Source organism: Novosphingobium pokkalii (assembly GCF_014652855.1).
GTDB lineage: Bacteria > Pseudomonadota > Alphaproteobacteria > Sphingomonadales > Sphingomonadaceae > Novosphingobium > Novosphingobium pokkalii.
Genome location: NZ_BMZP01000001.1, coordinates 1 through 22,745, shown reverse-complemented (window position 1 = coordinate 22,745; position 22,745 = coordinate 1). Strand labels below are relative to the sequence as shown.

At 66.6% G+C, this 22,745-nt stretch carries 18 protein-coding genes; 10 read left to right on the top strand and 8 right to left on the bottom strand.

Features of this window, described 5'->3' with window-relative positions:
* Positions 1–3: 3 nt before the first annotated feature.
* From IE191_RS00090 to IE191_RS00080, 3 genes are all read left to right on the top strand, one after another.
* Positions 4–984, top strand: a complete 981-nt coding sequence (locus IE191_RS00090) for a phytoene/squalene synthase family protein (protein ID WP_191322328.1) — start codon at positions 4–6, stop codon at positions 982–984.
* Between the two features lie 67 nt (positions 985–1,051).
* Positions 1,052–1,846 (top strand): cytochrome b/b6 domain-containing protein, encoded by a 795-nt coding sequence (locus tag IE191_RS00085; protein WP_229814986.1) that lies wholly within the window; start codon positions 1,052–1,054, stop codon positions 1,844–1,846.
* Positions 1,843–2,589, top strand: coding sequence for a molybdopterin-binding protein (locus IE191_RS00080; RefSeq protein WP_191322326.1), 747 nt, complete (start codon positions 1,843–1,845; stop codon positions 2,587–2,589). The genes IE191_RS00085 and IE191_RS00080 overlap by 4 nt, the downstream gene beginning before the upstream one ends.
* On the opposite strand, the gene IE191_RS00075 is transcribed toward IE191_RS00080, so the two are convergent.
* From IE191_RS00075 to pgi, 3 genes are all read right to left on the bottom strand, one after another.
* Positions 2,586–3,611: an NAD-dependent epimerase/dehydratase family protein gene (locus IE191_RS00075; protein WP_191322325.1), complete on the bottom strand. Its 1,026-nt coding sequence runs from the start codon at positions 3,609–3,611 to the stop codon at positions 2,586–2,588. The genes IE191_RS00080 and IE191_RS00075 overlap by 4 nt on opposite strands.
* A gap of 71 nt (positions 3,612–3,682) precedes the next feature.
* Positions 3,683–5,041: a glutathione-disulfide reductase gene (gorA, locus tag IE191_RS00070; protein ID WP_191322324.1), complete on the bottom strand. Its 1,359-nt coding sequence runs from the start codon at positions 5,039–5,041 to the stop codon at positions 3,683–3,685.
* Between the two features lie 107 nt (positions 5,042–5,148).
* Positions 5,149–6,675 carry a glucose-6-phosphate isomerase gene (gene pgi, locus IE191_RS00065; RefSeq protein ID WP_191322323.1) on the bottom strand — a complete coding sequence of 509 codons (1,527 nt, stop codon included), beginning with the start codon at positions 6,673–6,675 and terminating at the stop codon, positions 5,149–5,151.
* 159 nt (positions 6,676–6,834) lie between these two features.
* Here pgi and lepB point away from each other — a divergent pair, with 159 nt between their 5' ends.
* From lepB to IE191_RS00040, 5 genes are all read left to right on the top strand, one after another.
* A complete protein-coding gene (lepB, locus tag IE191_RS00060; protein WP_229814985.1) occupies positions 6,835–7,704 on the top strand; it encodes a signal peptidase I in 870 nt (289 codons plus the stop codon).
* Complete coding sequence (gene rnc, locus IE191_RS00055) at positions 7,677–8,378, top strand: ribonuclease III (RefSeq protein WP_191322650.1); 702 nt, start codon at positions 7,677–7,679, stop codon at positions 8,376–8,378. The genes lepB and rnc overlap by 28 nt, the downstream gene beginning before the upstream one ends.
* Before the next feature lie 120 nt (positions 8,379–8,498).
* Positions 8,499–9,428 carry a GTPase Era gene (gene era / locus IE191_RS00050; protein ID WP_191322322.1) on the top strand — a complete coding sequence of 310 codons (930 nt, stop codon included), beginning with the start codon at positions 8,499–8,501 and terminating at the stop codon, positions 9,426–9,428.
* A gap of 167 nt (positions 9,429–9,595) precedes the next feature.
* On the top strand, positions 9,596–11,044 hold the full coding sequence (locus IE191_RS00045) for a hypothetical protein (RefSeq protein ID WP_191322321.1): 1,449 nt from the start codon (positions 9,596–9,598) through the stop codon (positions 11,042–11,044).
* A gap of 343 nt (positions 11,045–11,387) precedes the next feature.
* Positions 11,388–12,809 carry a glycosyltransferase family 39 protein gene (locus IE191_RS00040; protein ID WP_229815035.1) on the top strand — a complete coding sequence of 474 codons (1,422 nt, stop codon included), beginning with the start codon at positions 11,388–11,390 and terminating at the stop codon, positions 12,807–12,809.
* 40 nt (positions 12,810–12,849) lie between these two features.
* On the opposite strand, the gene topA is transcribed toward IE191_RS00040, so the two are convergent.
* The 3 genes from topA to plsY form a co-directional block, all read right to left on the bottom strand.
* Entirely contained in the window at positions 12,850–15,447 is a 2,598-nt protein-coding gene (topA, locus tag IE191_RS00035; RefSeq protein ID WP_191322319.1) for a type I DNA topoisomerase, read from the bottom strand.
* A gap of 105 nt (positions 15,448–15,552) precedes the next feature.
* The gene (gene dprA, locus IE191_RS00030) at positions 15,553–16,689 is read right to left on the bottom strand and encodes a DNA-processing protein DprA (protein ID WP_191322318.1); all 1,137 of its coding nucleotides are present in this window, start codon (positions 16,687–16,689) and stop codon (positions 15,553–15,555) included.
* Positions 16,689–17,285 carry a glycerol-3-phosphate 1-O-acyltransferase PlsY gene (plsY, locus tag IE191_RS00025; protein WP_229814984.1) on the bottom strand — a complete coding sequence of 199 codons (597 nt, stop codon included), beginning with the start codon at positions 17,283–17,285 and terminating at the stop codon, positions 16,689–16,691. Before plsY ends, dprA begins: the two co-directional genes overlap by 1 nt.
* Positions 17,286–17,369: 84 nt before the next feature.
* On the opposite strand from plsY, the gene murI reads away from it, so the two are divergent.
* Together murI and hemA are read left to right on the top strand one after the other, a co-directional pair.
* Positions 17,370–18,200 carry a glutamate racemase gene (murI, locus tag IE191_RS00020; RefSeq protein ID WP_191322317.1) on the top strand — a complete coding sequence of 277 codons (831 nt, stop codon included), beginning with the start codon at positions 17,370–17,372 and terminating at the stop codon, positions 18,198–18,200.
* 301 nt (positions 18,201–18,501) lie between these two features.
* Positions 18,502–19,728, top strand: a complete 1,227-nt coding sequence (gene hemA, locus IE191_RS00015) for a 5-aminolevulinate synthase (RefSeq protein ID WP_191322316.1) — start codon at positions 18,502–18,504, stop codon at positions 19,726–19,728.
* A 147-nt stretch (positions 19,729–19,875) separates the two neighbouring features.
* Here hemA and katG read toward each other — a convergent pair whose 3' ends face one another.
* Together katG and IE191_RS00005 are read right to left on the bottom strand one after the other, a co-directional pair.
* Positions 19,876–22,143, bottom strand: a complete 2,268-nt coding sequence (gene katG / locus IE191_RS00010; protein ID WP_308432860.1) for a catalase/peroxidase HPI — start codon at positions 22,141–22,143, stop codon at positions 19,876–19,878.
* Between the two features lie 161 nt (positions 22,144–22,304).
* A complete protein-coding gene (locus IE191_RS00005) occupies positions 22,305–22,613 on the bottom strand; it encodes a hypothetical protein (RefSeq protein WP_191322315.1) in 309 nt (102 codons plus the stop codon).
* Positions 22,614–22,745: the final 132 nt, after the last annotated feature.

Below are 22,745 nucleotides of genomic sequence, written 5' to 3'. Positions count from 1 at the left end.
CCCATGACCCATGCCGTTGCCGATCGCGCCGCGCTGGTGGCTGCCGCGCGCGACACGATCCGGCGCGGATCGAAAAGCTTTGCCGCCGCCTCCACCCTGTTCGACCGCACCACGCGCGAACGGGTCTGGCTGCTCTATGCTTGGTGCCGCGCCTGCGACGATATCGTCGATGCGCAGGACATGGGCGGCGCCCTGGGCGACCAGTCCGGCGCGGCGGAGCGGCTGGCGCTGGTACGGACTCTGACGGCGCAGGCCATGGCGGGCGAACCCACCGGCAATGCGGCGTTCGACGCGTTGGGCCTGGTGGCGCGCGAAACCGGGCTCACCATGGCCATGGCCGAGGCCGTGATCGACGGCTTTGCCCTGGATGCAGCCGATTGGCAGCCGCGCACCGAGGCGGACCTGATGCGCTATTGCTGGCATGTGGCGGGCGCGGTGGGCGTGATGATGGCCGTGGTCATGGGCGTGGCGCCCGATGATGACGACACGCTGGATCGTGCCGCCGATCTGGGCCTGGCGTTCCAGCTTGCCAACATCGCGCGCGACCTGGCCGAGGATGACGCCGCCGGGCGCTGCTACCTGCCGGCCGAATGGCTTGCGGAAGCCGACCTGCCGCCGGGCGAGCAGTTGAAGCCGCAACACCGCGAGACGCTGGCGGGCCTGGCCCAACGGATGTGCGCCATGGCCCAGGCGCACGAATGCTCCGCGCGGATCGGCGCCGGGCGCCTGCAACCGCGCCAGCGCTGGGCGATCCTGGCAGCAGCAGGCATCTATGGCGACATCGCCCGCAAGGTGGCCGCGCGCGGGCCGCGTGCCTGGCACAGCCGCACCGTGGTTTCGGGCAAGGCCAAGCTGGCGTGGATCGCGCGCTCCGCCTGGCAGGCACTGCGCCCGGTGCCCGCCACCTGCCACCAAGGAGCCTTGGCGCGGCGGCACACCCGCCAGAGCCTGATCGCGCTCGCGCAGGCACGTCCGCTGGGCTGATAAAAGCCTTCTGCCGTTCGTCGATCGGGGGATGACGGCGCGGCGGCCCTGGTGCATGCTGCCGGCTATGGAGCGTTCCCCCCTGATCCTGCGCATTCGCTGGCCGGTGCGGCTGTGGCACTGGATCAACGCGCTGACCGTGTTCATCATGCTGATGAGCGGGATGATGATCTTCAACGCCCACCCCCGCCTCTATTGGGGCAAGTTTGGCGCCAATTTCGATCATGCCTGGCTGGAAATCGGCAACCACGGCGCGCATGGATACCTTGCGCTGGGCGGGCAGGAATGGCCGACCACCGGGGTGCTGGGCTTTGCCCAGGGCATCGCGCTGGCCTTTCCCCCGCTGGTGACGCTGCCTTCGCACTACAATCTGGCGCTGGCGCGCGGCTGGCATTTCCTCGGCGCCTGGACGCTCGTTGCCAGCTTGGTGTGCTTTCTGCTTTATGCGCTGCTTTCCGGGCACTTGCGCCGCGATCTTGGCCTCTCGCGCGAAGAGCGGCGCCCGCGCGCGCTGCTGCACGACATTGGCCAGCACTTGCGCCTGCGCCTGCCGCGCGGAGAGGCAGCACGGCATTACAACCCCTTGCAGAAGCTGGCCTATCTTTCCGTCCTGCTGGCCGTCCTGCCGCTGTTGATTGCCACGGGCCTCGCCATGTCGCCCACCATGAACGCCGCGCTGCCCTGGCTGCTGGATGGGCTCGGTGGGCGCCAGTCGGCGCGGTCGATCCACTTCCTCTGCGCCCTGGCCATGGCGCTGTTCATCGCGGTGCACCTGGCCATGGTGGTGCTGGCCGGGCCGCTGAACGAACTGCGCGCGATGAGCACCGGATGGTATCGCCTGCCGCCGGAGCGCAAGCCATGACCGGCTTCTCGCGCCGCGCCCTGCTCGCCGGATCGGGCGGCCTGCTGCTGTCGGGCTGCGATCGGCTGACGACCTCGCCCACCGCCAAGTCGTTGCTGTCGCTGGGTGAAAAGGCCAGCCGCAGCGCGCAACGGCTCGTCACGGGCCAGGCCCTCGCGCCGGAATTTTCGGCGGTCGACATTTCCCCGGTGTTCCGCGTCAATGGCAACACCCGGCCTACGGCCAGCGCCTACCTCGCACATGTGGAGCGGGGCTTTGCCGATTGGCGGCTCGCCATCGACGGGCTGGTGGCGCGACCGCTGGCGCTCAGCCTGGCGCACTTGCGCGCGCTGCCGCAACGCACGCAGATCACCCGCCACGATTGCGTGGAAGGATGGAGCGCGATCGCGCAGTGGACCGGGGTTCCGCTCGCTGCCCTGCTCCATGGTGCCGGCGCCCTGCCCCAGGCGCGCTACGCCGTGTTCCATTGCGCCGACGACTTTTCCGGCACGCCCTATTACGAATCGATCGATCTGGCCGAAGCGCTGCACCCGCAGACGATCCTGGCCCACACCATGAACGGCCAGCCGCTCAGCGTTGGCCACGGCGCCCCGCTGCGCCTGCGCGTGGAACGGCAGCTTGGCTACAAGCAGGCCAAATACGTGATGCGCGTGGAACTGGTTGCCAGCCTGGACCGCCTTTACGGCGGCAAGGGCGGCTATTGGGAAGACCACTCCGGCTATCAGTGGTGGGCGGGGATTTAGGCCGCGACCACCCGCGTTTCGATCAGGCTGTTGGCGCACTCCGCGATCGTCTGCTCCACCGGGCGCGTGGCCCAGCCCAGGCGGGTGCGCGCGTGGCCGGCGTCGGTATCGCGCACATTGCCCAGTTCGCCGGTAACCTGGCGCACCATCGGGCTGACCAGGCCCATGGCGTGGACCATCCAGTCCGGCAGGTTGCGCATCGGCACGCGGCGGGCCTGGTTGCCCAGTTCCTGCCGCAGGATGCGCGCCACGTCGATCATCTTGAGGAACGGGCCGGAGGCGATGAAGCGCTCGCCATCGATGCCCGGCTCGGTCAGCGCGCGCAGATGCAAAGCCGCCACGTCGCGCACGTCCACAACGCCAAAGCCGAGGTCGGGACAGCCCGGCACACTGCCCGCAAGCAATTGGCGGACCAGTTCGATCGAGGCGGAGTAATCTCGCCCCCACACCGGGCCGAGCACGACCGAAGGATTGACCGAAACGAATTCCATCCCCTGCCCGTGCTGCGCCATCCATTCGCGCGCGGCGCGCTCGGCCACAGTCTTGGACTTGGCATAGGCCTGCACGCCCGGCCCGTCGATGTCGGTCCAGTCCGCCTCGGTAAAGCGACGGATGCCCTTGCCGTGGCCATAGACGATCGCGGCCACCGACGAGGTCTGCACGAAGCGCGTGACGCCTGCTGCCTTGGCGAACCGCAGCGCGCGCAGCACGCCTTCGCGCGCCGGCACGACCAGTTCGTCCTCATGGCGCGGGGCATTGACGCTGAGCGGCGAGGCCACGTGGCAGACGTGCGTGCAGCCATCCATCGCCGCGCGCCAGCCAGCGTCCTTGAGCAGATCGACCTGGAAAAACCGCAGCGAGGCGTAGCTGCCCCCCAGTTGTGTGCGCAATTGGGCTTCGCGGGCGAGGTCGCGAACCGTGGTGTTCACGGTCCACCCCTCGTCCAGCAGCGCGCGGATGATATATCCCGCGATATAGCCAGAACCGCCCGTGACCAGCACGGTGCCGCCGACCTTGTCCATGATTCCGCCCCCAAATGCCCGTCAATACGCAGGATATCGCAGCCTGCGCACAGTTCAACGGGCAAGTGTGGTTAACGCATCAGAACCAGTTCTTCGGCCATGGACGGATGCAACGCGACCGTGGCATCGAAATCGGCCTTGGTCAGCCCGGCTTTCACCGCAATCGCCGCCGCCTGGAGCACTTCCGGCGCCTCAGGCCCGATCAGGTGGACGCCCAGCACTTTGTCGGTCTGCGCATCGACCACCAGCTTGTAGAGCCCGCGCTCCGGCCGGTGGCCGAAGATGTTCTTCATCGGGCGGAAATCCGACGTGAAGATCTTGACGTTACTGCCCAGCTTCTCGCGCGCCTGCGCTTCGGTCAGGCCCACGCTCGCCAGCGGCGGCTGCGAGAACACCGCGCTCGGGATGCAGTCATAGGACACGCGCGTGTCCTTGCCGCCAAACACGCGGTCGGCAAACGCATGGCCTTCGCGGATCGCCACCGGGGTAAGCTGCACGCGGTTGGTCACGTCACCCACGGCAAAGATGCTCGGGCACGTGGTCTGGCCGAGTTCGTCGACCACGATCTCGCCATGCGCGCCCAGCTCGATGCCGGCGTTTTCCAGGCCCAGCCCGTCGGTCTTGGGGCGGCGGCCGGTGGCAACCAGCACGGCATCGGCGGGCAGCGGATCGGGCTGGCCCTTCATGTGGACCATCAGGCATCCCTCCTCGTGCTGCTCCACGCGCTCGATGCCGCAGTTGAACTTGTATTCGATGCCGCGCGCCATGGTGATTTGCAGCAGACGATCGCGCAGCGACGCATCATAGCTGCGCAGGATCGTCTCGCTGCGGTTGACCACGGTGACATGGCTGCCCAGTGCGTTGAAGATACCGGCGAATTCCAGCGCGATATAGCCGGCTCCGGCAATCACCACGCGGCGCGGCAGGCTTTCGAGATGGAAGACCTCGTTGGAGGTGATGCAGTGCTCGCTCCCCTCGAATTCCGGCATCACCGGCCAGGCGCCGACGGCCACGAGAATGTGCTTCGCGGTGATCTCGCGCCCGCTGGCCAGGCGCACGCTGTTCGGCCCGGTGATCGTGGCGCGGTCGAGGAAGTGCTCCACCTTGTTGGAATTCAGCGTATTGGTGTAGGCGGCGTTGAGCCGGTCGACATCCTTGGCCACGGCATCGCGCAGCGTCGGCCAATCGAACGTCATCTTCTCCACGGTCCAGCCGTAGTTGGCGGCATCCTGCAATTCTTCGGCGAAATGCGATCCGTAGACCAGCAGCTTCTTGGGCACGCAGCCACGGATCACGCAGGTGCCGCCCACGCGATATTCCTCGGCCACGGCCACCCGCGCGCCATAGCCGGCGGCGATGCGGCTGGCGCGCACCCCGCCCGAACCGGCCCCGATCACGAACAGGTCATAGTCGTAAGCGGGGTCGGTCATGGCTGGATCTCTTCTCGCTGAAACGGAAACTGGCGCCGGATATGGCAACGATGGCCATCCGGCGCCAGTCCCTCAACCGACGATTATTTGATAAGTGCAGCTAACGTTCAGGCCACGCCGATTCCCGCTTCGGCAAGCAGCGCCTCGGTGCTGGGATCGAAGCCTTCGCCGCCGCCGGCATCGATCTTCTTGGCGATCGCCTTGCCCAGCTCCACGCCGAACTGGTCGAACGGGTTGATGCCCAGCAGCATGGCCGAAACGAACACGCGGTGTTCGTGGAAGGCGATCAGCGCGCCCAGCGTCGCCGCATTGAGGTCATCGCACAGGATCGTGGCCGAAGGACGGTTGCCCGGATAGGCACGCGCGCCATCCTCGCTCGCCTGGCCAGCCATCAGCGCGGCGCCTTGCGCAAAGCAGTTCGACAGCAGGATCTTGTGGTGCACCGGATCGAGATCGTGGCCCGGCACCTTCACCGCCAGGAAATCCACCGGGATCAGGTGCGTACCCTGGTGCAGCAACTGGAACACGGCGTGCTGGGCATCGGTGCCCACCCCGCCCCAGGTGATCGGTGCGCTCGGGCGCGTCAGCGGCGAACCATCGGCCAGCACGCGCTTGCCGTTCGATTCCATTTCGAGCTGCTGGAGATAGTCGGGCAGCAGGGCCAGGCGCTCGTCATAGGCGAACACCGCGCGGGTCTGGCAGCCCATCGCCTGGGTATAGAGCAGATCGGCAAAGGCGGCGCGTACCACCACGTTGTCGGCCAGCGGCGCGTCGCGGAAATGCTCGTCGATGGCCTTGGCACCGGCCAGGAACTCGGCAAACGCCTCGTTGCCCAGCGCCAGCGCCACCGGGAAGCCGATCGAGGACCACAGCGAATAGCGCCCGCCCACGGTTTCCGAGAACGGCAGGATGCGGGTTTCATCGACGCCCCATTCCACCGCCTTTTCCGGCGCGGCGGTCAGCGCCACGACGCGGCCATAGGGATCGGCCACGCCGCCTTCCCGCAGCCATTCCAGCGCGCTGTGAGCGTTCGTCATGGTTTCGGTGGTGGTGAAAGTCTTGGACGCGACGGCGATCAGCGTGGTGGCCGGATCGCACTGCTTCATCGCCGCTTCCAGCGCGCAGCCATCGATGTTGGAGACCACGTGCACGGCCACCTTGGCTTCTTCGCGGGCCAGCGCGTCGATCGCCAGCGCGGGGCCGAGCGCGGAACCGCCGATGCCGATGTGGATCAGGCTCTTGACCTCGCCCAGCACGCCTTCGTGGATGGCATCGACCAGCAGGGCCATGCGCGCATGCAGGGCCTGTGCTTCTTCCACGCTGGCTTCGGCGCCAACGCCGCGCTGCGCGGTGTGTTCGGCGGCGCGGCCTTCGGTGTTGTTGATCTTGGCGCCCGACAGCAGCTCTTCCCGCTTGCCCACGAAATTGGCGGCATCGGCCAACTGGCCCAGGATCGTCTCCACGGCTGCGGAAAGATGGGTCTTGGACCAGTCAAAGCGAATCGGCCCGCCCGGCAGATCGAGCGTCGTGGCATAGCGCGCGAGACGCGCCGGATCGGCGAACAGCGTTGCGAGCGTGGGCACTTCCAGCGTCTCCAGCGCATGCCACAGCGTGGCCTGATCCTGTGCAGCCATTGTCTAAATCCTTTTTCGCGGTTGCGGAACGGCCCTCTCATGCCCGCTTGCGCACAATCTTCCAAGCGGGCGCGTGGCTCGACGAACGGATCGTGCAAACGTATTTGCCCCGCGCTATGGCGGGTGCATTCCTGCTTGACGGATGCCTTTGCCCTCCACATGACCCAGCCGATGAACGAAACGCCCGAACCCGCCAACCCAACGGCGGCCACGCCTGCCCCGGCGACGCCCCCGCCCCCGGCGAAAAAGCAGAAGAAGGAAGACAGCTTCCCGGTATTCCTGGTGAAGCTGGTGCTGATCGTGGCGATCTTCCGCAGCTTCTTCTTCTCGCCGTTCAACATCCCGTCGGAATCGATGCTGCCCCGGCTGGAAAACGGCGATTACCTGCTCGCGGCCAAGTGGCCCTATGGCTTTTCCAAGTATTCGCTGCCGTTCAGCCTGCCGCTGCTGCCCAAGCGCATTTTCGCCAGCCAGCCCAATCGCGGCGACGTGGTGATCTTCAAGGCACCCCCGGGCAACGATGTGGATTACATCAAGCGCGTGATCGGCGTGCCGGGCGATACCGTGCAGATGATCGGCGGCGTGCTGCATCTGAACGGCAAGGCCGTGCCCAAGGTCAAGATCGCCGATTTCGTGATCCGGGTTTCGGCGAACACCGAATGCATCTCGCCCGATTTCGCGGTGACCGAGGCCGACGGCACGCAGACCTGCCACTATCCGCAGTTCCAGGAAACCCTGCCCGGCGGCAAGACCTACAACGTGCTCGACCTGGGCTATCGCCCGCAGGACGATACGCCGCCAGTGGTCGTGCCCGAAGGCAAGCTGTTCCTGATGGGCGACAACCGCGACAATTCGATGGACAGCCGTTTCCCGGCCATCGAAGGTGGCGGCATTGGCCTGGTTCCGCAGGACAACCTGGTCGGCCGCGCGACCATTGTGATGTGGTCCACCGACGGCTCGGCCAACTGGTTCCTGCCTTGGACCTGGTTCACCGCGCTGCGCTGGAATCGGATCGGGGGCATGTTCTGAGCACGCCCCTCTCCCCCGAAACCGCCGCTTTCCTGGCGGATCTGACCCTGGCGCCGGTGCAACAGCCGGCGCTTTGGCATGAAGCCCTCACGCACGGCTCGCTGGGCGAGGCGCGCGATTACCAGCGCCTGGAATTCCTGGGCGATCGCGTGCTGGGCCTGGCCGTGGCCGAATGGCTGCACGAAGCCAGCGATGCCGCCGAAGGCAAGCTGTCGCAGCGCCTCAACGCGCTGGTCAGCCGCGAAACCTGCGCCGACGTGGCCCGCGCTCTGGGCGTGCCCGCGCATATCCGCCTCGGCAAGCAGGCGCGCGACGATGGCGGCGCCGACAGCGACAACATCCTGGGCGATGTGATGGAAGCGCTGATCGGCGCGCTGTTCATCGAGCGCGGCTTTACCGCCGCGCGCGATTTCGTGCGCCGCTGCTGGGACAAGCCGATGCGCACCGGCGCGGGCCAGCGCAAGCACCCCAAGGCCGCCTTGCAGGAATGGGCCGCCGGCAATCGCCGCAAGCCGCCGGTCTACACGCTGGTCAGCCGCGACGGCCCCGACCATGCCGCGATCTTCACCGTGGCGGTGGAAGTGAAAGGCGTGGGCCAGGCCCAGGCCCGTGGATCGAGCAAGCAGGAAGCCGAAACCGCCGCCGCGCGCGACTTCCTCAAGGAATTTGCCTGAACAGCCGATCATCCGGCCAATCCCTGGCCACCCAACCCTGACGCGCCGCGCGATCAGGATCATTCCCATTTGAAGCACCGGCGCTTGCCGCCGGGCGCGATGAGGTTCATCTTCGTTTTCATGATCGATACCGTTACCACCCCCGCCGATTCCGGCGCAGAGCAGTCTTGCGGCCTGGTCGCCGTGATCGGCGCCCCCAACGCGGGCAAATCCACCCTGGTCAATGCGCTGGTCGGCCAGAAGGTGGCGATCGTTTCGGCCAAGGCGCAGACCACCCGCGCGCGGTTGATGGGCATTGCCCTGGAAGGCCCAGCGCAGATCATCCTGGCCGATACGCCCGGTCTGTTCGAGCCCAAGCGCCGGCTCGACCGCGCGATGGTCAACGCTGCCTGGGAAGGCGCGAGCGAGGCCGATGCCATCCTGCTGGTGGTCGATGCCCGCAAGAAGAAGCGCGAATATCTCGAACCGATCCTCGCTTCCCTCGCCGGGCGCCCCGAACGCAAGTTCCTGGTGCTCAACAAGGTGGACGCCACCCCCAAGGAACCGCTGCTGGTCATGGCCGAGGAGCTGAGCGCGCAGGGCCAGTTCGACGAAGTGTTCTTCGTCTCGGCGCTGACCAGCGACGGCGTGCCCGAACTCAAGACGCGCCTGGCCGCGCTGATGCCGCCCGGACCGTGGCACTATCCCGAAGACCAGGTGTCCGACGCCTCGGAGCGGTTGTTGGCGGCGGAAATCACCCGCGAGCAGCTCTATCGCCAGCTTCACGACGAACTGCCCTATGACAGCGCCGTGCGCCCCGAAAGCTATCAGTATCGCAAGGATGGCTCGGTCGAGATCCACCAGCAGATCGTGATCGCGCGCGACAGCCAGCGCGGCATCGTGCTGGGCAAGGGTGGCGCCAAGCTCAAGGCGATCGGCGAAGCGGCGCGAAAAGAGCTTGCCAACCTGCTGGGCGCGAAGGTTCATCTCTTCCTGCACGTTAAGGTGGAAGAGAACTGGGCCGATAGCCGCGAAATCTACGAGGAAATCGGTCTCGACTGGGTAAAGTGATGGCACCGGGCGCGCCATCGGGGCTGTTGCGCAGCCGGAAAGGACGTTGATCGGGGCATGACCGCGCTGGACCAGACATCGCCGGGCACACCTGGCCTGGCCCTGCTGGCCCCTGGCCGCGACGCCTTTATCACAGCTTTGCGCTGACCGCGATCGGACCGCCGCCCATGCGCAACTTTGCCTTGTTCCTGCTGGTCGCGCTGGTGCTTCGCGCGCCTTGGCTGGGCGATCCGCTGTTTCACGCTGACGAGCAGTTCTACCTGCTGATGGGCGACAGGCTGTGGCACGGGGTCATCCCCTATGTCGACCTGTGGGATCGCAAGCCGCTGGGTCTGTTCCTGATCTATGGCGCCGCCAGCGCATTCCCCGGCAATGCCGTCATCGCCTATCAATTGATGGCAATGGCTGCGGCGGCGGCCACGGCGGTGGTCATCGCGCGCTGCGCCCGGCTGCTATCCGGGCCACGCGGGGCGATGTTCGCGGGTCTGGCCTATCTTATCTACCTGATGGCGTTCAATTGCGGCATGGGCCAGGCGCCGGTGTTCTATGACCTGCCGATGATGCTGGCCGGATGGCTGGTGATCGGCGCGCTGGCCAGGACCGCCACTGTGCCGCCGCGTGACACCGGCCTGCTGCGCCGGGGCTGTCTGGCCATGGCGCTGGTGGGCATGGCCTTGCAGATCAAGACGAGCGTGGTGATCGAGGGGTGCGGCTTTGGCCTGATGCTGGTGTGGGCGGGGTGGCGCGAAGGCTGGCGCTGGCCGCGCCTGGCCGCCAGTGCAGCGCTGTGGATCGCCCTCGCCCTGCTCCCGACCGCGATCGTCTTTGCCGCCTATGCCGCGCAGGGGCAGGCGCAGGCCTTCCTGGTGGCCAATGTCCTGTCGATCGTTGGCCGGGGGCAGGATCTGGGCGAGGCGACGTTCCGTCTGGCCAAGGTTCTGGTGGCGCTGATTCCGTTCTATGTTGCGCTGTGGATCGGCTGGCGGCGCGCGGCGCTGTGCCCGCAGGGCATGCTGGCGCGGCGCGGCGTCCTGCTGTGGCTGGGCATGGCCGTGATCGGCTTTCTGGCCCCCGGCACGTGGTACGATCATTATGTCGCGCCCGCGCTCATGCCGCTGGCCATCCTCGCCGCCCCGGCGCTGGACGGTCGATGCCGGGTAACCGGCTGGCTGCGCCGCGGCCTTTTCGTGGTCGGCCTGGGCGCAGGCCTGGGCGCCACCACCGTGCAGGCACACAAGTTCGGCACCACGTCCGATCTCGATGACGCGGCCGCAGCCATCCGCCCGCATATCGACGCCAACCATTGCCTCTATGTTTACGAGGGCGACAGCGCGCTCTATCGGGCCACACAATCGTGCCTGCCCACGCGCTTCGCCTTTCCCGCCCACCTTTCCACGCGGTTTGAAGAACATGCGCTGGGCATCGATCCAGCCGCCGAAGTGGCGCGGATCATGGCCAGTCGCCCGGGCGCGGTGGTGATCGATGAATCCGCGCATCCCTATGCCCCGAACCTGCGCACGCGCGCGGTCGTCTTGCAGGCGCTGGCCAGCCATTATCGCCGCATCGCCACGCTGACCCTGGGAACGCGCTCGTTCGGGCTGTTCGCCTCGCGCTGATTCGCGGCTGCTGCGGCTTTTCCCGCGCAGGCCTGGCGCGTGACCGTCGCCGCGTCTCTTTTCTGGCACAATCGCAATACACCTGCGACAATACTGATATAAATGCATCGAAATCACCGCGTAGCGATATATAGCGTTAATAATATACGCTGGCCTTGCCGCACCAATTCCGACCATTTAGCCTTGATAAATACGGCTGAAAACTTCGGAAATGAACATGCTCAAGATTACCGCGCGGACGATCGCATCGTCTTCAACACGATACCATCTTGATCATCGCAATGGATCATCTGCCTACCTGGAGAATTTTCGGCTGTTCCTCGAGTATTTCAGCTTGGCGTTGATGTTTCGCCTGCTGCTGCTCGGCAATCCGCTGGTCCACGTCGACGAGGAGTTCTATCTTCTGGTGGCCGATCGCTGGGCGCATGGCGCGCTGCCGTTCGTTGACATCTGGGACCGCAAGCCGCTTGGCCTGTTCCTGCTCTATCGCCTGTTCCACAGCCTGCCGGGCGATCCGGTGCTCACCTATCAGCTTTGCGGCATTGCCAGCACGGCGGCGGCCGCGCTCGTCGTGCGTGCGCTGGCGCTGGAACTGGCGCCGGCGCGCGGCGCATGGCTGGCCGGGCTGGTCTACATCTGCGCCATGCCCGCGTTCAACTGCGCGCTGGGCCAGTCGCCGGTGTTCTACAACCCGCTGGTAGCCCTGGCGGCGCTGCTGCTGCTGCGCGCCTGGCAGCGGGCGGATGCAGCCAACCTGCTGCGCGAGGGCAGCGCGATCATGCTGCTGATCGGCCTCGCGCTCCAGATCAAGTATGCGGCGGTGTTCGAGGGGCTGGCCATGGGCCTGATGCTGCTCGCCCTGGGCCGCCGGGTGGGTTGGCCCCTGCCCCGGCTGGCTGGCGCGGCCGCCTTGTGGTGCGGCCTGGCGCTGTCCCCGACGCTGGCGGCGCTGGCGGCCTATGCCGCGATCGACCAGACCCATGCGTTTCTGTTTGCCAATTTCACCTCGGTGCTGGAGCGCCTGCCCGATGGCGCGCCAAGCTGGCGCCGGCTGGCCAAGCTTTCGGCGGGGCTTTCGCCATTCGTGCTGTGCATCGCGCTCGATCCCCTGCGCGCGGCACGGCGGGTCGATCCCGTGCAAACCTTGTCCCGGCGCGTGCTCGGCCTGTGGGGAGGCGCGGCGGTCGCCGGTTTCCTGGTCTTCGGCACGTGGTATGATCACTACGCCGGGCCGCTCGTTGCGCCGCTCGCGGTGCTGTCCGCCCCGGCGCTGGCTTCGGCGGTGCGTGGCGGGCAACCGTGGCAGACGCGCTGGAGCGGGCGCTTCCTGCTGGCCGCGAGCGCGATCGGCGGCCTCGTCGTGATGGCAGGCGCCGTGCAGAACCACGGCACGGCCGAGGAATACCACCACGCCACCGCCATGGTGCGCCACGCCGCGCGCGGCGGCTGCTATTTCCAGTTCGACGGCGCCCCGGCGCTCTATCGCGGGGTGGATGCCTGCATTCCCACGCGCTTTGCTTTCCCCAACCATCTCGACACCTGGACCGAAGGCCCGGCGATCGGGGCCGATCCCGTGGCGGAAGTGCAGCGGATCATGGCCAGCCGCCCCGCTGTGGTGCAGGTTTCGCAAAGCGCGCCGGAAGACCTCTACCTGCCCAACCGCGCCACGCGCGCAGTGCTGATGCAGGCACTGGCGCGCGACTATGCGCGATTTGGCGAAGTGGTGCTGGGGAACGAACGCTACGCGCTCTATCGTCCGCGCTGAACCGTGGCAGGGCGGGTCATTCACCCGCCCTGCCACGCTGTCATTCCGCTGCGGCTTTCTTGCGCGCCGGGGCCTTTTTGGCGGCAGGCGCTTTCTTTTCGGCCGGTTCCTTCTTGGCGGCAGCCTTCTTCGGCGCCGCAGCCTTCTTGGCCGGAGCCTTCTTCTTGCCCTTGGCCGGGCCTTTGGCGGCGCGCTCGTCGATCAGTGCCACGGCTTCGGCCGCCGTCAGCGTTTCGGGCTGCTTGTCGCGCGGCAGCGTCGCATTGGTCGTGCCGTCGGTCACATAGGGGCCATAGCGGCCCGACATCAGCTTGATTTCGCCGCCGGACGTGGGATGCGGCCCGAACGTCTTGAGCGGCTCGGCCGCTGCCCGCGAACCACGCGCGCCGGCGCCGCTGGCCGCTTCGGCCAGGCGCACCACCGCAGCGTTCATGCCGGTGTCGAACACTTCGGCGGTGGACTTGAGCCGGGCATACTTGCCGTCATGCGCCAGATAGGGGCCATAGCGGCCGATCGAGGCGGTGATCGGCTTGCCGCTTTCCGGGTGCACGCCCACCTCGCGCGGCAGGTTGAGCAGCTTGAGCGCCCATTCCAGGTCCAGTTCGGGAATATCCTTGGGAATGGAGGCGCGCTTGGCCTCCTTGCCTTCGCCAAGCTGGATGTAGGGGCCGAACCGCCCGGAGCGGCGCGTGACTTCCAGGCCGGTTTCCGGATCCTTGCCCAGCGGCGCATCCTCGCCCTCGCCGCCCTCGGCCCCGCCGGGCTGGGCGAACTTGCGGGTGAACTTGCACTCGGGATAGTTCGAGCAGGCAACGAACGCGCCATAGCGGCCGCCGCGCAGCGCCAGGCGGCCATTGCCGCACTTGGGGCATTCGCGCGGATCGTGCCCGTCGGCGCGCGGCGGGAAGAGGTAGTCTTCCAGGAAGACGTCCAGCTCGGCCGTGACCTCGCTGGGCTTCTTCTCCATCACCTCGTCGGACTTGGGTTTGAAATCGCGCCAGAATTCGGCCAGCACCTGCTTCCACGCGGCCCGGCCACCGGAAACATCGTCCAGCTCGTCTTCCATGCCGGCGGTAAATTCATAGGCGACATAGCGATCGAAGAACCGTTCGAGGAAGGCGGTCAGCATGCGCCCGCTTTCCTCGGCAAAGAAACGGTTCTTCTCGATCCGCACATAGTTGCGGTCTTTCAGCACCTGCAACGTGGCGGCATACGTGGAAGGCCGGCCGATGCCCAGTTCCTCCAGACGCTTGACCAGGCTGGCTTCGGAATAGCGCGGCGGCGGCTGGGTGAAGTGCTGCGTGGCATCGACGCCGTGCTTCTTGGGGCAATCGCCCTTGTTCATGATCGGCAGCAGGTTGCTGTCATCATCATCGGCATCGGGCTTCTGGTCGCGCCCCTCTTCATAGACCGCGAGGAAGCCGGGGAACTTGACCACCTGGCCGGTGGCGCGCAGCTCGTGCTTGCCGGTGCCTTCGCGCAGGGTAACTGTCGTGCGCTCAATCGCCGCCGAGGCCATCTGGCTCGCCAGCGCGCGCTTCCAGATCAGGTTGTAGAGCCGCGCCTCGTCGCCGCTGCCGTGAGTGTCGCGGGTGAAGTCGGTGGGGCGGATCGCCTCGTGCGCTTCCTGCGCGTTCTTGGCCTTGGTTTCATAGATGCGCGGCTTTTCGGGCAGGAAATGCCCGTTGTAGCGATCGGAAATCGCCCGCCGCGCGGCATCAATGGCGCTCGGGTCCATCTGCACGCCATCGGTCCGCATGTAGGTGATCGCGCCCGCTTCATAGAGCGTCTGCGCCACGCGCATGGTGTGGCTGGCCGAAAAGCCCAGCTTGCGCGCGGCTTCCTGTTGCAGGGTGGACGTGGTGAACGGCGGCGAGGGATTGCGCCGCGTGGGCCGCACGTCCACGTCTTCCACACGGAAATTGGCCGCTTCCACCGCCGCCTTGGCAGCCATGGCGCTGCCTTCGTCGCCCAGCGACAGGCGATCCAGCTTGGCCCCGTCGAACTTGACCAGCCGCGCCACGAACGGTGTGCCGTCATGCTCCATCCGCGCGGCGACAGACCAGTATTCCTGCGCCTTGAACGTCTCGATCTCGCGCTCGCGCTCCACGATCAGGCGCAGCGCGACAGACTGGACGCGCCCGGCCGACTTGGCGCCGGGCAGCTTGCGCCACAGCACCGGCGACAGCGTGAAGCCGAACAGATAGTCCAGCGCGCGGCGCGCCAGATAGGCGTCGATCAGATCCTGGTCGAGATCGCGCGGCGCTTTCATCGCCGAAGTCACCGCCGGCTTGGTGATGGCGTTGAACGTCACGCGCGACACCGCCTTGGGCAGCGCGCGGCGCTTGGCCAGAAGCTCGCGCACGTGCCACGAAATCGCCTCGCCCTCGCGATCAGGGTCGGTCGCCAGGATCAGGCCATCGGCCTCCTTGGCGGCATCGGTGATCGCCTTCACGCGCGACTGCTTGTCGCCGTACAGCTCCCAATCCATGGCAAAGTCTTCGTCCGGGCGGACGGAGCCATCCTTCACCGGCAGGTCGCGGATATGGCCGTAGGAGGCCAGGACCTTGTAGCCGGGGCCAAGGTACTTCTCGATGGTCTTGGCCTTGGCCGGGGATTCTACGATGACAAGCTGCATGGCGACTGGCGGAACGTCCTTACGTGTACACGTGCGTACGAGGGTGGAGGCGGTTGGACTGTGGCGTCAAGACCCCGAATTTCAGCGCGGGTTCATGAGCGTAGATCAGGCGAGCGATACGCGCCCCCCGGCATGGCGGATCAGGCGACCGGCCAGTTCCAGTTCGATCAGTGCCAATTGCACCGATCCGGCCGGCGCGCCGCTGAGGCGTACGATCTCGTCCACCGCCACCGGCGCCGTGCCCAGCAGCGAGACGATATCGGCAGGCTCGTCGCTATCCGGCACACTGTCGAACGCGGGCGCCGGCGCGGGTTCGTGAAAGGTGGAGCGCGGCGTGCCGGTAAAGCTTTCGAGCAGTTCGATCACGTCGGCCGGGCCTTGCACCAGGATCGCGCCGTCGCGGATCAACTGGTTGCAGCCCTGGCTGCGCGTATCGAGCGGGGAGCCGGGGATGGCCATGATTTCCCGCCCCGCCTCGGCCGCCAGGCGCGCGGTGATCAGCGAGCCGGACTTGGGCGCGGCTTCCACCACCACGGTGCCGGCGCACAGGCCGGCGATGATCCGGTTGCGGCGGGGGAAATGGCGCGCCTGTGGCTCCGTGCCCGGCGGCATTTCGGCAAGCAGCACGCCTTCTGCCACGATCCGGGCTTGGAGCGCAGCGTTCTCGGGCGGGTAGATGCTGTCGAGCCCACCGGCGATCACGCCGATCGTGCCGCCACCTGCCGCCGCCGCGCCGGGCAACAGCGCGCCGGTGTGCGCGGCGGCATCCACCCCACGCGCCAGGCCGGACACCACGGCAAAGCCCGCGCCCGCCAGTGCCGCGCCAAATTCCCGCGCCAGGCGCATCGCCCCGGCCGAAGCGTTGCGCGCGCCGACCAGCGCCACCGCCGGCCGGGCCAGCAGCGCCGCATCGCCCAGCATCGTCAGGATTGGCGGCGGGGTGTCGGTCTGCCCCAGCAAGGCGGGATAGTGCGGGGAATCGTGGAACAGATAGCGGCCACCGAGCGCGCGCACTTTCGCAGCCTCTGCCGCAATGCGCGATGCCTCTGCCGGGCGATAGGGCGCACCGCCCCGCGCAGCGAGGCCTGGCAGTGCCTCGATCGCGGCGCCGGCATGGCCGAAACGGCGCAGCAACTGGTAATAGGACACCGGCCCAACATTGGGCGAACGCAGCAGCCGCAGGCGGGCCAGCGCCTCGTCGGACGAAAGCGGCGGCGCCGCGGTTTCGCCCGCATCCGCCATCAGGCAGCGCCCTTCTTGCCGATCCGGGGCTCGGTGCCCGCCAGCAGGCGGGCAATGTTGGCGCGGTGGAGAACGATCACCAGCGCCGCGATCACCGCCAGCACCAGAGCATAATCGCTGCGGCCGATCGCCAGCGCGGCCAGCGGCGCAGCGACAACTGCAGACATCCCGCCGACCGACGAAATGCGCAGCAGCGCCAGCATGCCCAGCCAGACCACGGCATAGGCAAGCCCGATCGGCCAGGCGAGCCCAAGCGCCACGCCCATGGTCGTGGCCACGCCCTTGCCGCCCTTGAACCGCAGCCACAGCGGAAAACAGTGCCCGATCACGGCAGCGAGCGCGACCAGCCCTTCACTGCCCGGCGCAAAGGCGCGGGCCAGCCACACCGCCACGCTGCCTTTCAGCAGATCGAGCAGCAGGGTGCCCGCCGCCAGGCCCTTGCGCCCGGTGCGCAGCACGTTGGTGGCGCCGATGTTGCCCGATCCGATCGCGCGCAGGTCGCCGGCGCCGGTCAGGCGAGTGAGGATCAGCCCGAACGGAATCGAGCCAAGCAGATAGCCAAGAATGCAGGCCGGAAGAACGAGGTCGTGGGTCACGCCGCTGCTCCTAGCCGCGATTGCGCACAACCGGAAGGTGGCAAGCTCTCCCTTTTTGCCACCACTATCGCTAGAACCGCCGCGATGACCGTTCCCGCCTCTTCTCCCGCTCCTGGTTTTCCGCCGGCCGACGCGCCGATCCTGCTGTTCGATTCCGGCGTGGGCGGCCTGTCCGTTCTGGCCAAGCTGCGCCAAGCCCTGCCCCAGGCGCCGGTGATCTATGTGGCCGACAACGCCGGCCTGCCCTATGGCACCAAGACGGAGGCGCAGATCGCGGCGCGGGTTTCGGGGCTGCTCGGCCGGCTGACCGAGCGGCTGCGCCCGCGCCTGGTGTGCATTGCCTGCAACACCGCGTCCACCATTGCCCTCGCCTCGGTGCGCGAAGTGCTGGAAGTGCCGATCGTCGGCACCGTGCCGGCGATCAAGCCCGCCGCCGCGATGACGCGCAGCGGCGTGATCGGCCTGCTCGGGACCCAGGCGACGATCCGCCAGGCCTATGTCGATCGCCTGGAAGCCGAATTCGCCGCCGACAAGCGCCTGCTGCGCCATGGCGCGCCCGAACTGGTGGCGGCGGCCGAAGCCGTGCTGCGCGGCCAAGCGGTCGATCCGGCGGTGTTCGCACAGGCCGCGCAGGCGTTGCGCGACCAGCCGGGCGGCGCGGCGATCGATACGGTGGTCCTGGCCTGCACCCACTTCCCCCTGATCGAGCGCGAGCTGGGCACGGCATTCGGCGCGGGCGTGCGCTTCATCGACGGATCGGACGGCATCGCCCGGCGCATCGCCTTTCTCACCCAGGGCCAGCAATTTGCCCGCACCGCGCCCGATCTGGCGCTGTTCACGCAGGCAGACGAAGCGGTGGATGCCCTGCGCCCGGCCCTCGCGCAGCACGGCCTGGAGCGCATCGGGAAAGCCTGATCCGGCTGGGGCATTTTGCCGCATTGACCCAAAGTGCAATCCCTTCGATCACACAAACCGCAAAAGTCACTTGGCAAGGCTTTGTCGCGGGGAGTAGAAGCGCCCCAGCACTCGCGGCAAAGCCTTTTGGGAGAGAGGCAGCGAGGGCGCGCAACGATGATGCGACAAGAACCGGTCCAGCCATTCACTGCGGGGTGGGTTTTGTTGCGATAAGACAAAGACACGGCCACCCGGCCCTGCTTCACCGCGAAGCGATCCGGGCCCAGCCGGTCCGCTTGCAGGAACGAAGGAGCAGCAAGCAGTGAACTACGACCAGATTTTTGATGCTGCCATCGATCGCCTGCATTCCGAAGGTCGTTATCGCGTTTTCATCGACATCCTGCGCAACAAGGGCGCCTATCCCAACGCGCGCTGCTTTGCCGGCCACAACGGCCCCAAGCCGATCACGGTGTGGTGCTCCAACGATTATCTCGCCATGGGCCAGCATCCCAAGGTGATCGCCGCCATGGAAGAAGCGCTGCACGATGTCGGCGCCGGCTCTGGCGGCACCCGCAACATCGGCGGCAACACGCACTACCACGTCGATCTGGAAGCCGAACTGGCCGACCTTCACGGCAAGGATGGCGCGCTGCTGTTCACCTCGGGCTATGTCTCCAACGACGCCACGCTCTCCACGCTCGCCAGGATCCTGCCCGGCTGTGTGATCTTTTCCGACGAGCTGAACCATGCCAGCATGATTGCCGGGATCCGCAATTCCGGCGCCGAAAAGCGCGTGTTCCGTCACAACGACCTGGAACACCTGGAAGAGCTGCTGGCGCAGACCGACCCGGCCCTGCCCAAGCTGATCGCGTTTGAAAGCGTCTATTCGATGGATGGCGACGTGGCCCCGATCCACGCCATCTGCGACCTGGCGGAAAAGTACAACGCCCTCACCTATATCGACGAAGTTCACGCCGTTGGCATGTATGGCCCGCGCGGCGGCGGCATCACCGATCGTGACGAGGCGGCCCACCGCATCGACATCATCGAGGGCACACTCGGCAAGGCGTTCGGCGTGATGGGCGGCTATATCGCGGCCGACAGCCGGATCATCGACGTGATCCGCTCCTATGCGCCGGGCTTCATCTTCACCACTTCGCTCTCGCCCGTGCTGGTCGCCGGGGTGCTCGCCTCGGTGCGCCATCTCAAGGCCTCGAGCGTGGAACGCGATGCACAGCAAGCCGCCGCCGCCACGCTCAAGCGCCTGTTCCGCGAAGCGGGCCTGCCGGTGATGGACAGCACCACGCATATCGTGCCGCTGATGGTGGGCGATCCGGTGCGCGCCAAGAAGGTGTCGGACATCCTGCTCGCCGAATATGGCGTCTATGTGCAGCCGATCAATTTCCCGACCGTGCCGCGCGGCACCGAACGCCTGCGCTTCACCCCTGGCCCGGCGCATACCGACGCGATGATGCAGGAGCTGACCCAGGCTCTGGTGGAAATCTGGGAACGCCTCGACCTGGAAATGAACCAGCGCCAGGCTGCCTGATCCCCTTCACCCAACAACAAGAAAGCCCCCGGACAGCAATCCGGGGGCTTTCTTGTTGTTGGGGCCAAAAAGCCCCCTCCTCTTCAGAGGAGGGGGTTGGGGGGTGGTGGAAGCCAAGCACTACCCCAGCCGCCCCACCCCGAAACATCAGAACCGATCCGCGTTCATCACCTTGGTCCAGGCCGCGCCGAAATCGCGCACGAACTGTTCCTTGGCATCGTCCATGGCATAGGCTTCGGCCACGGCACGCAGTTCGGAGTTGGAGCCGAAGATCAGGTCCACCGTGGTCGCGCTCCAGCGCGGCTTGCCGGTCGCCCGATCCGCGCCTTCATAGAGACCCGGCGCCTTGTCGGACTTCTTCCACACCGTGCCCATGTCGAGCAGGTTGACGAAGAAATCGTTGCTCAGCGTGCCGGGCCGCGCGGTGAACACGCCATTGGCCGAATGGCCGGTATTGGCATCGAGCGCGCGCATCCCGCCCACCAGCACGGTCAGCTCGGGCACACTCAGGCCCAGCATGTCGGCCTTGTCCACCATGGCCTCGGCCGGGCCCTGCCAGTTGGCCGGTGCATCGTAATAGTTGCGGAACGGATCGGCCACGGGTTCGAGCACGGCAAAGCTGGCCGGATCGGTCTGCGCCTGCGTCGCATCGACGCGGCCGGGCGTGAACGGCAGGTCCAGCGTGACGCCGCCCTTGGCCGCCGCCTGCTCTACCGCCGCATTGCCACCCAGCACGATCAGGTCGGCCAGGCTCACTTTCTTGCCGCCCGGCGCGCTCTTGTTGAAGCTCGCCTGGATCGCGGTCAGCTTGGCCAGCACGCCACCGAGTTCGGCCGGATCGTTGACCGCCCAGCCTTTTTCCGGGTTCAAGCGAATGCGCGCGCCATTGGCGCCGCCACGCATGTCGGTGCTGCGGAACGTGCTGGCCGAGGCCCAGGCGGCGCGGATCAGTTCACGCTGGCCAAGCCCACTCGCCAGGATCTGCGCCTTGAGATTGGCAACGTCACCCGCGTCGATCATCGCATAGTCGGCCTTGGGCAGCGGATCCTGCCACAGGAAGCTTTGCGCCGGCACGTCCGGCCCGATGTAGCGCGCCTTTGGCCCCATGTCGCGGTGGGTCAGCTTGAACCAGGCGCGGGCAAAGGCATCGGCAAAGGCCTGCGGATCCTTGCGGAACTTGAGCGCGATGGCGCGGAACGCAGGGTCTTCCTTCACCGCGATGTCGGTGGTGAACATCATCGGCGCGTGCGTCACGCCGGGCAGATGGGCATCGGGCACGATCTGCACATCGGCCGCGTTCTTGGGGGTCCACTGCTTGGCGCCGGCCGGGCTGGTGGTCAGCACCCAATCGAACTGGAAGAGGTTGTCGAGATACTGCGTGGTGAACGCGATCGGGTTGGCCGACCAGGCGCCTTCCAGGCCGCTGGTCACGGTGTCCTCAGCATTGCCCTTGCCGCAGGTGTTCTTCCAACCCAGCCCCTGGTCTTCCACCGCGCCGGCGGCGGGTTCGTGACCCACGCACTCGGCCGGTTTGTGCGCGCCGTGCGCCTTGCCGAACGTGTGGCCGCCGGCAATCAGCGCCACGGTCTCTTCATCGTTCATCGCCATGCGGCCAAAGGCGCGGCGGATGTCGGCCGCAGCGGCGATCGGATCGGAATTGCCGCCCGGCCCTTCCGGGTTCACGTAGATCAGCCCCATCTGCACCGCCGCCAACGGTCCCTTGAGCTGGCCATTGGCGCCGATGCGGCTGTTTGCGCCGTCGAGCCACTTCTTCTCGCTGCCCCAGAACACCATGTCCGGCTCCCAGGCGTCCACGCGGCCACCGGCAAAGCCCAGCGTCTTGAAGCCCATCTGCTCCAGCGCGACATTGCCGGTCAGCACCATCAGGTCGCCCCAGGAAATCTTGCGGCCATACTTCTGCTTGATCGGCCAGAGCAGGCGGCGCGCCTTGTCGAGATTGGCGTTGTCGGGCCAGGAATTCTGCGGATCGAAGCGCTGCTCGCCGCCCGCCGAACCGCCGCGCCCATCGACCGTGCGATAAGTGCCGGCGCTGTGCCAGGCCATGCGGATGAAGAACGGGCCATAATTGCCATAGTCGGCCGGCCACCACGGCTGCGAGGTGGTCAGCACTTTGGCGATATCGGCCTTCACGGCGGCCAGATCGAGCGTCTTGAACGCCGCCGCATAGTCGAAATCGGCGCCATAGGGATTCGATTTGGGATCGTTCTGGCGCAGCGGTGCCAGGTCGAGCCGCGTCGGCCACCAGTCCTTGTTGGTCGTCGCCGCATCGCTGGCCACAGCGGCAGCGGCAGCCGGAGCCGCTTCGGCATGGGCTACCCCCATGGACCAAGGGGCAATCAAGGCCAGGGCCAGAGCGCCCAGCGGACGGTTGGCCAATTTAACATGATGGCGCATGGCTAAAATCTCCTGCAAATGGATCAGACAAAGTAATGTGCTGCCGAAAGCGCACGCGCTCGCAGCATGAATTGTTTCCGCATTATGTCAGACAGGCAAAGCGAAGAGCCTTCTCCGACAAGATGCCGGCAAGGCCATTGGTTTCGGCAATTTCGTAAATTTCAGTTCAGTTCGTTTTCGACGCTGCCGTGACGCACTCCCTTCACACCATGTTCAGGGAGCTTTTTTAGCAAATGATGAGATATCGGAAACGCATTTATCCGGTCACAAAGATTGCCGGAATCGATCATGCCAAAAGCGCCGGGAACCAAGCCCGTGAATGTGCGTTGCAGCGCGCGAGCGGTGCCGTCTGTTGCGAACTCTTGCCAATAAATTGCACCAAAGTGCAGGGTGTAACCTGGCCGCAACACCCTGGCAAACCATTGATCAGATTGGCGCAAAATGGTTGCATTGCGATACTCTCCAAGCAAACCTGGTCACACTTGCAACAACCGGGGGCTTTATGGCCGATCATTCCATTTCGCGTCGCCGCTGGCGCGTGTGACGTGCTCCCCTGATTGTTACCGGTCAGAGGTAGAGTCTCGCTCCTTCATGATGATTGT

Bases quoted from the DNA above. Each gene is read 5' to 3' on its own strand.
- era (WP_191322322.1), top strand. From the start codon at position 8,499: ATGATCGATACCGTTACCACCCCCGCCGATTCCGGCGCAGAGCAGTCT.
- lepB (WP_229814985.1), top strand. From the start codon at position 6,835: ATGACCCAGCCGATGAACGAAACGCCCGAACCCGCCAACCCAACGGCG.
- IE191_RS00075 (WP_191322325.1), bottom strand. From the start codon at position 3,611: ATGGACAAGGTCGGCGGCACCGTGCTGGTCACGGGCGGTTCTGGCTAT.
- pgi (WP_191322323.1), bottom strand. From the start codon at position 6,675: ATGGCTGCACAGGATCAGGCCACGCTGTGGCATGCGCTGGAGACGCTG.
- IE191_RS00085 (WP_229814986.1), top strand. From the start codon at position 1,052: ATGGAGCGTTCCCCCCTGATCCTGCGCATTCGCTGGCCGGTGCGGCTG.
- IE191_RS00045 (WP_191322321.1), top strand. From the start codon at position 9,596: ATGCGCAACTTTGCCTTGTTCCTGCTGGTCGCGCTGGTGCTTCGCGCG.
- katG (WP_308432860.1), bottom strand. From the start codon at position 22,143: ATGCGCCATCATGTTAAATTGGCCAACCGTCCGCTGGGCGCTCTGGCC.
- gorA (WP_191322324.1), bottom strand. From the start codon at position 5,041: ATGACCGACCCCGCTTACGACTATGACCTGTTCGTGATCGGGGCCGGT.
- IE191_RS00040 (WP_229815035.1), top strand. From the start codon at position 11,388: ATGTTTCGCCTGCTGCTGCTCGGCAATCCGCTGGTCCACGTCGACGAG.
- IE191_RS00080 (WP_191322326.1), top strand. From the start codon at position 1,843: ATGACCGGCTTCTCGCGCCGCGCCCTGCTCGCCGGATCGGGCGGCCTG.
- dprA (WP_191322318.1), bottom strand. From the start codon at position 16,689: ATGGCGGATGCGGGCGAAACCGCGGCGCCGCCGCTTTCGTCCGACGAG.
- murI (WP_191322317.1), top strand. From the start codon at position 17,370: ATGACCGTTCCCGCCTCTTCTCCCGCTCCTGGTTTTCCGCCGGCCGAC.
- IE191_RS00090 (WP_191322328.1), top strand. From the start codon at position 4: ATGACCCATGCCGTTGCCGATCGCGCCGCGCTGGTGGCTGCCGCGCGC.
- topA (WP_191322319.1), bottom strand. From the start codon at position 15,447: ATGCAGCTTGTCATCGTAGAATCCCCGGCCAAGGCCAAGACCATCGAG.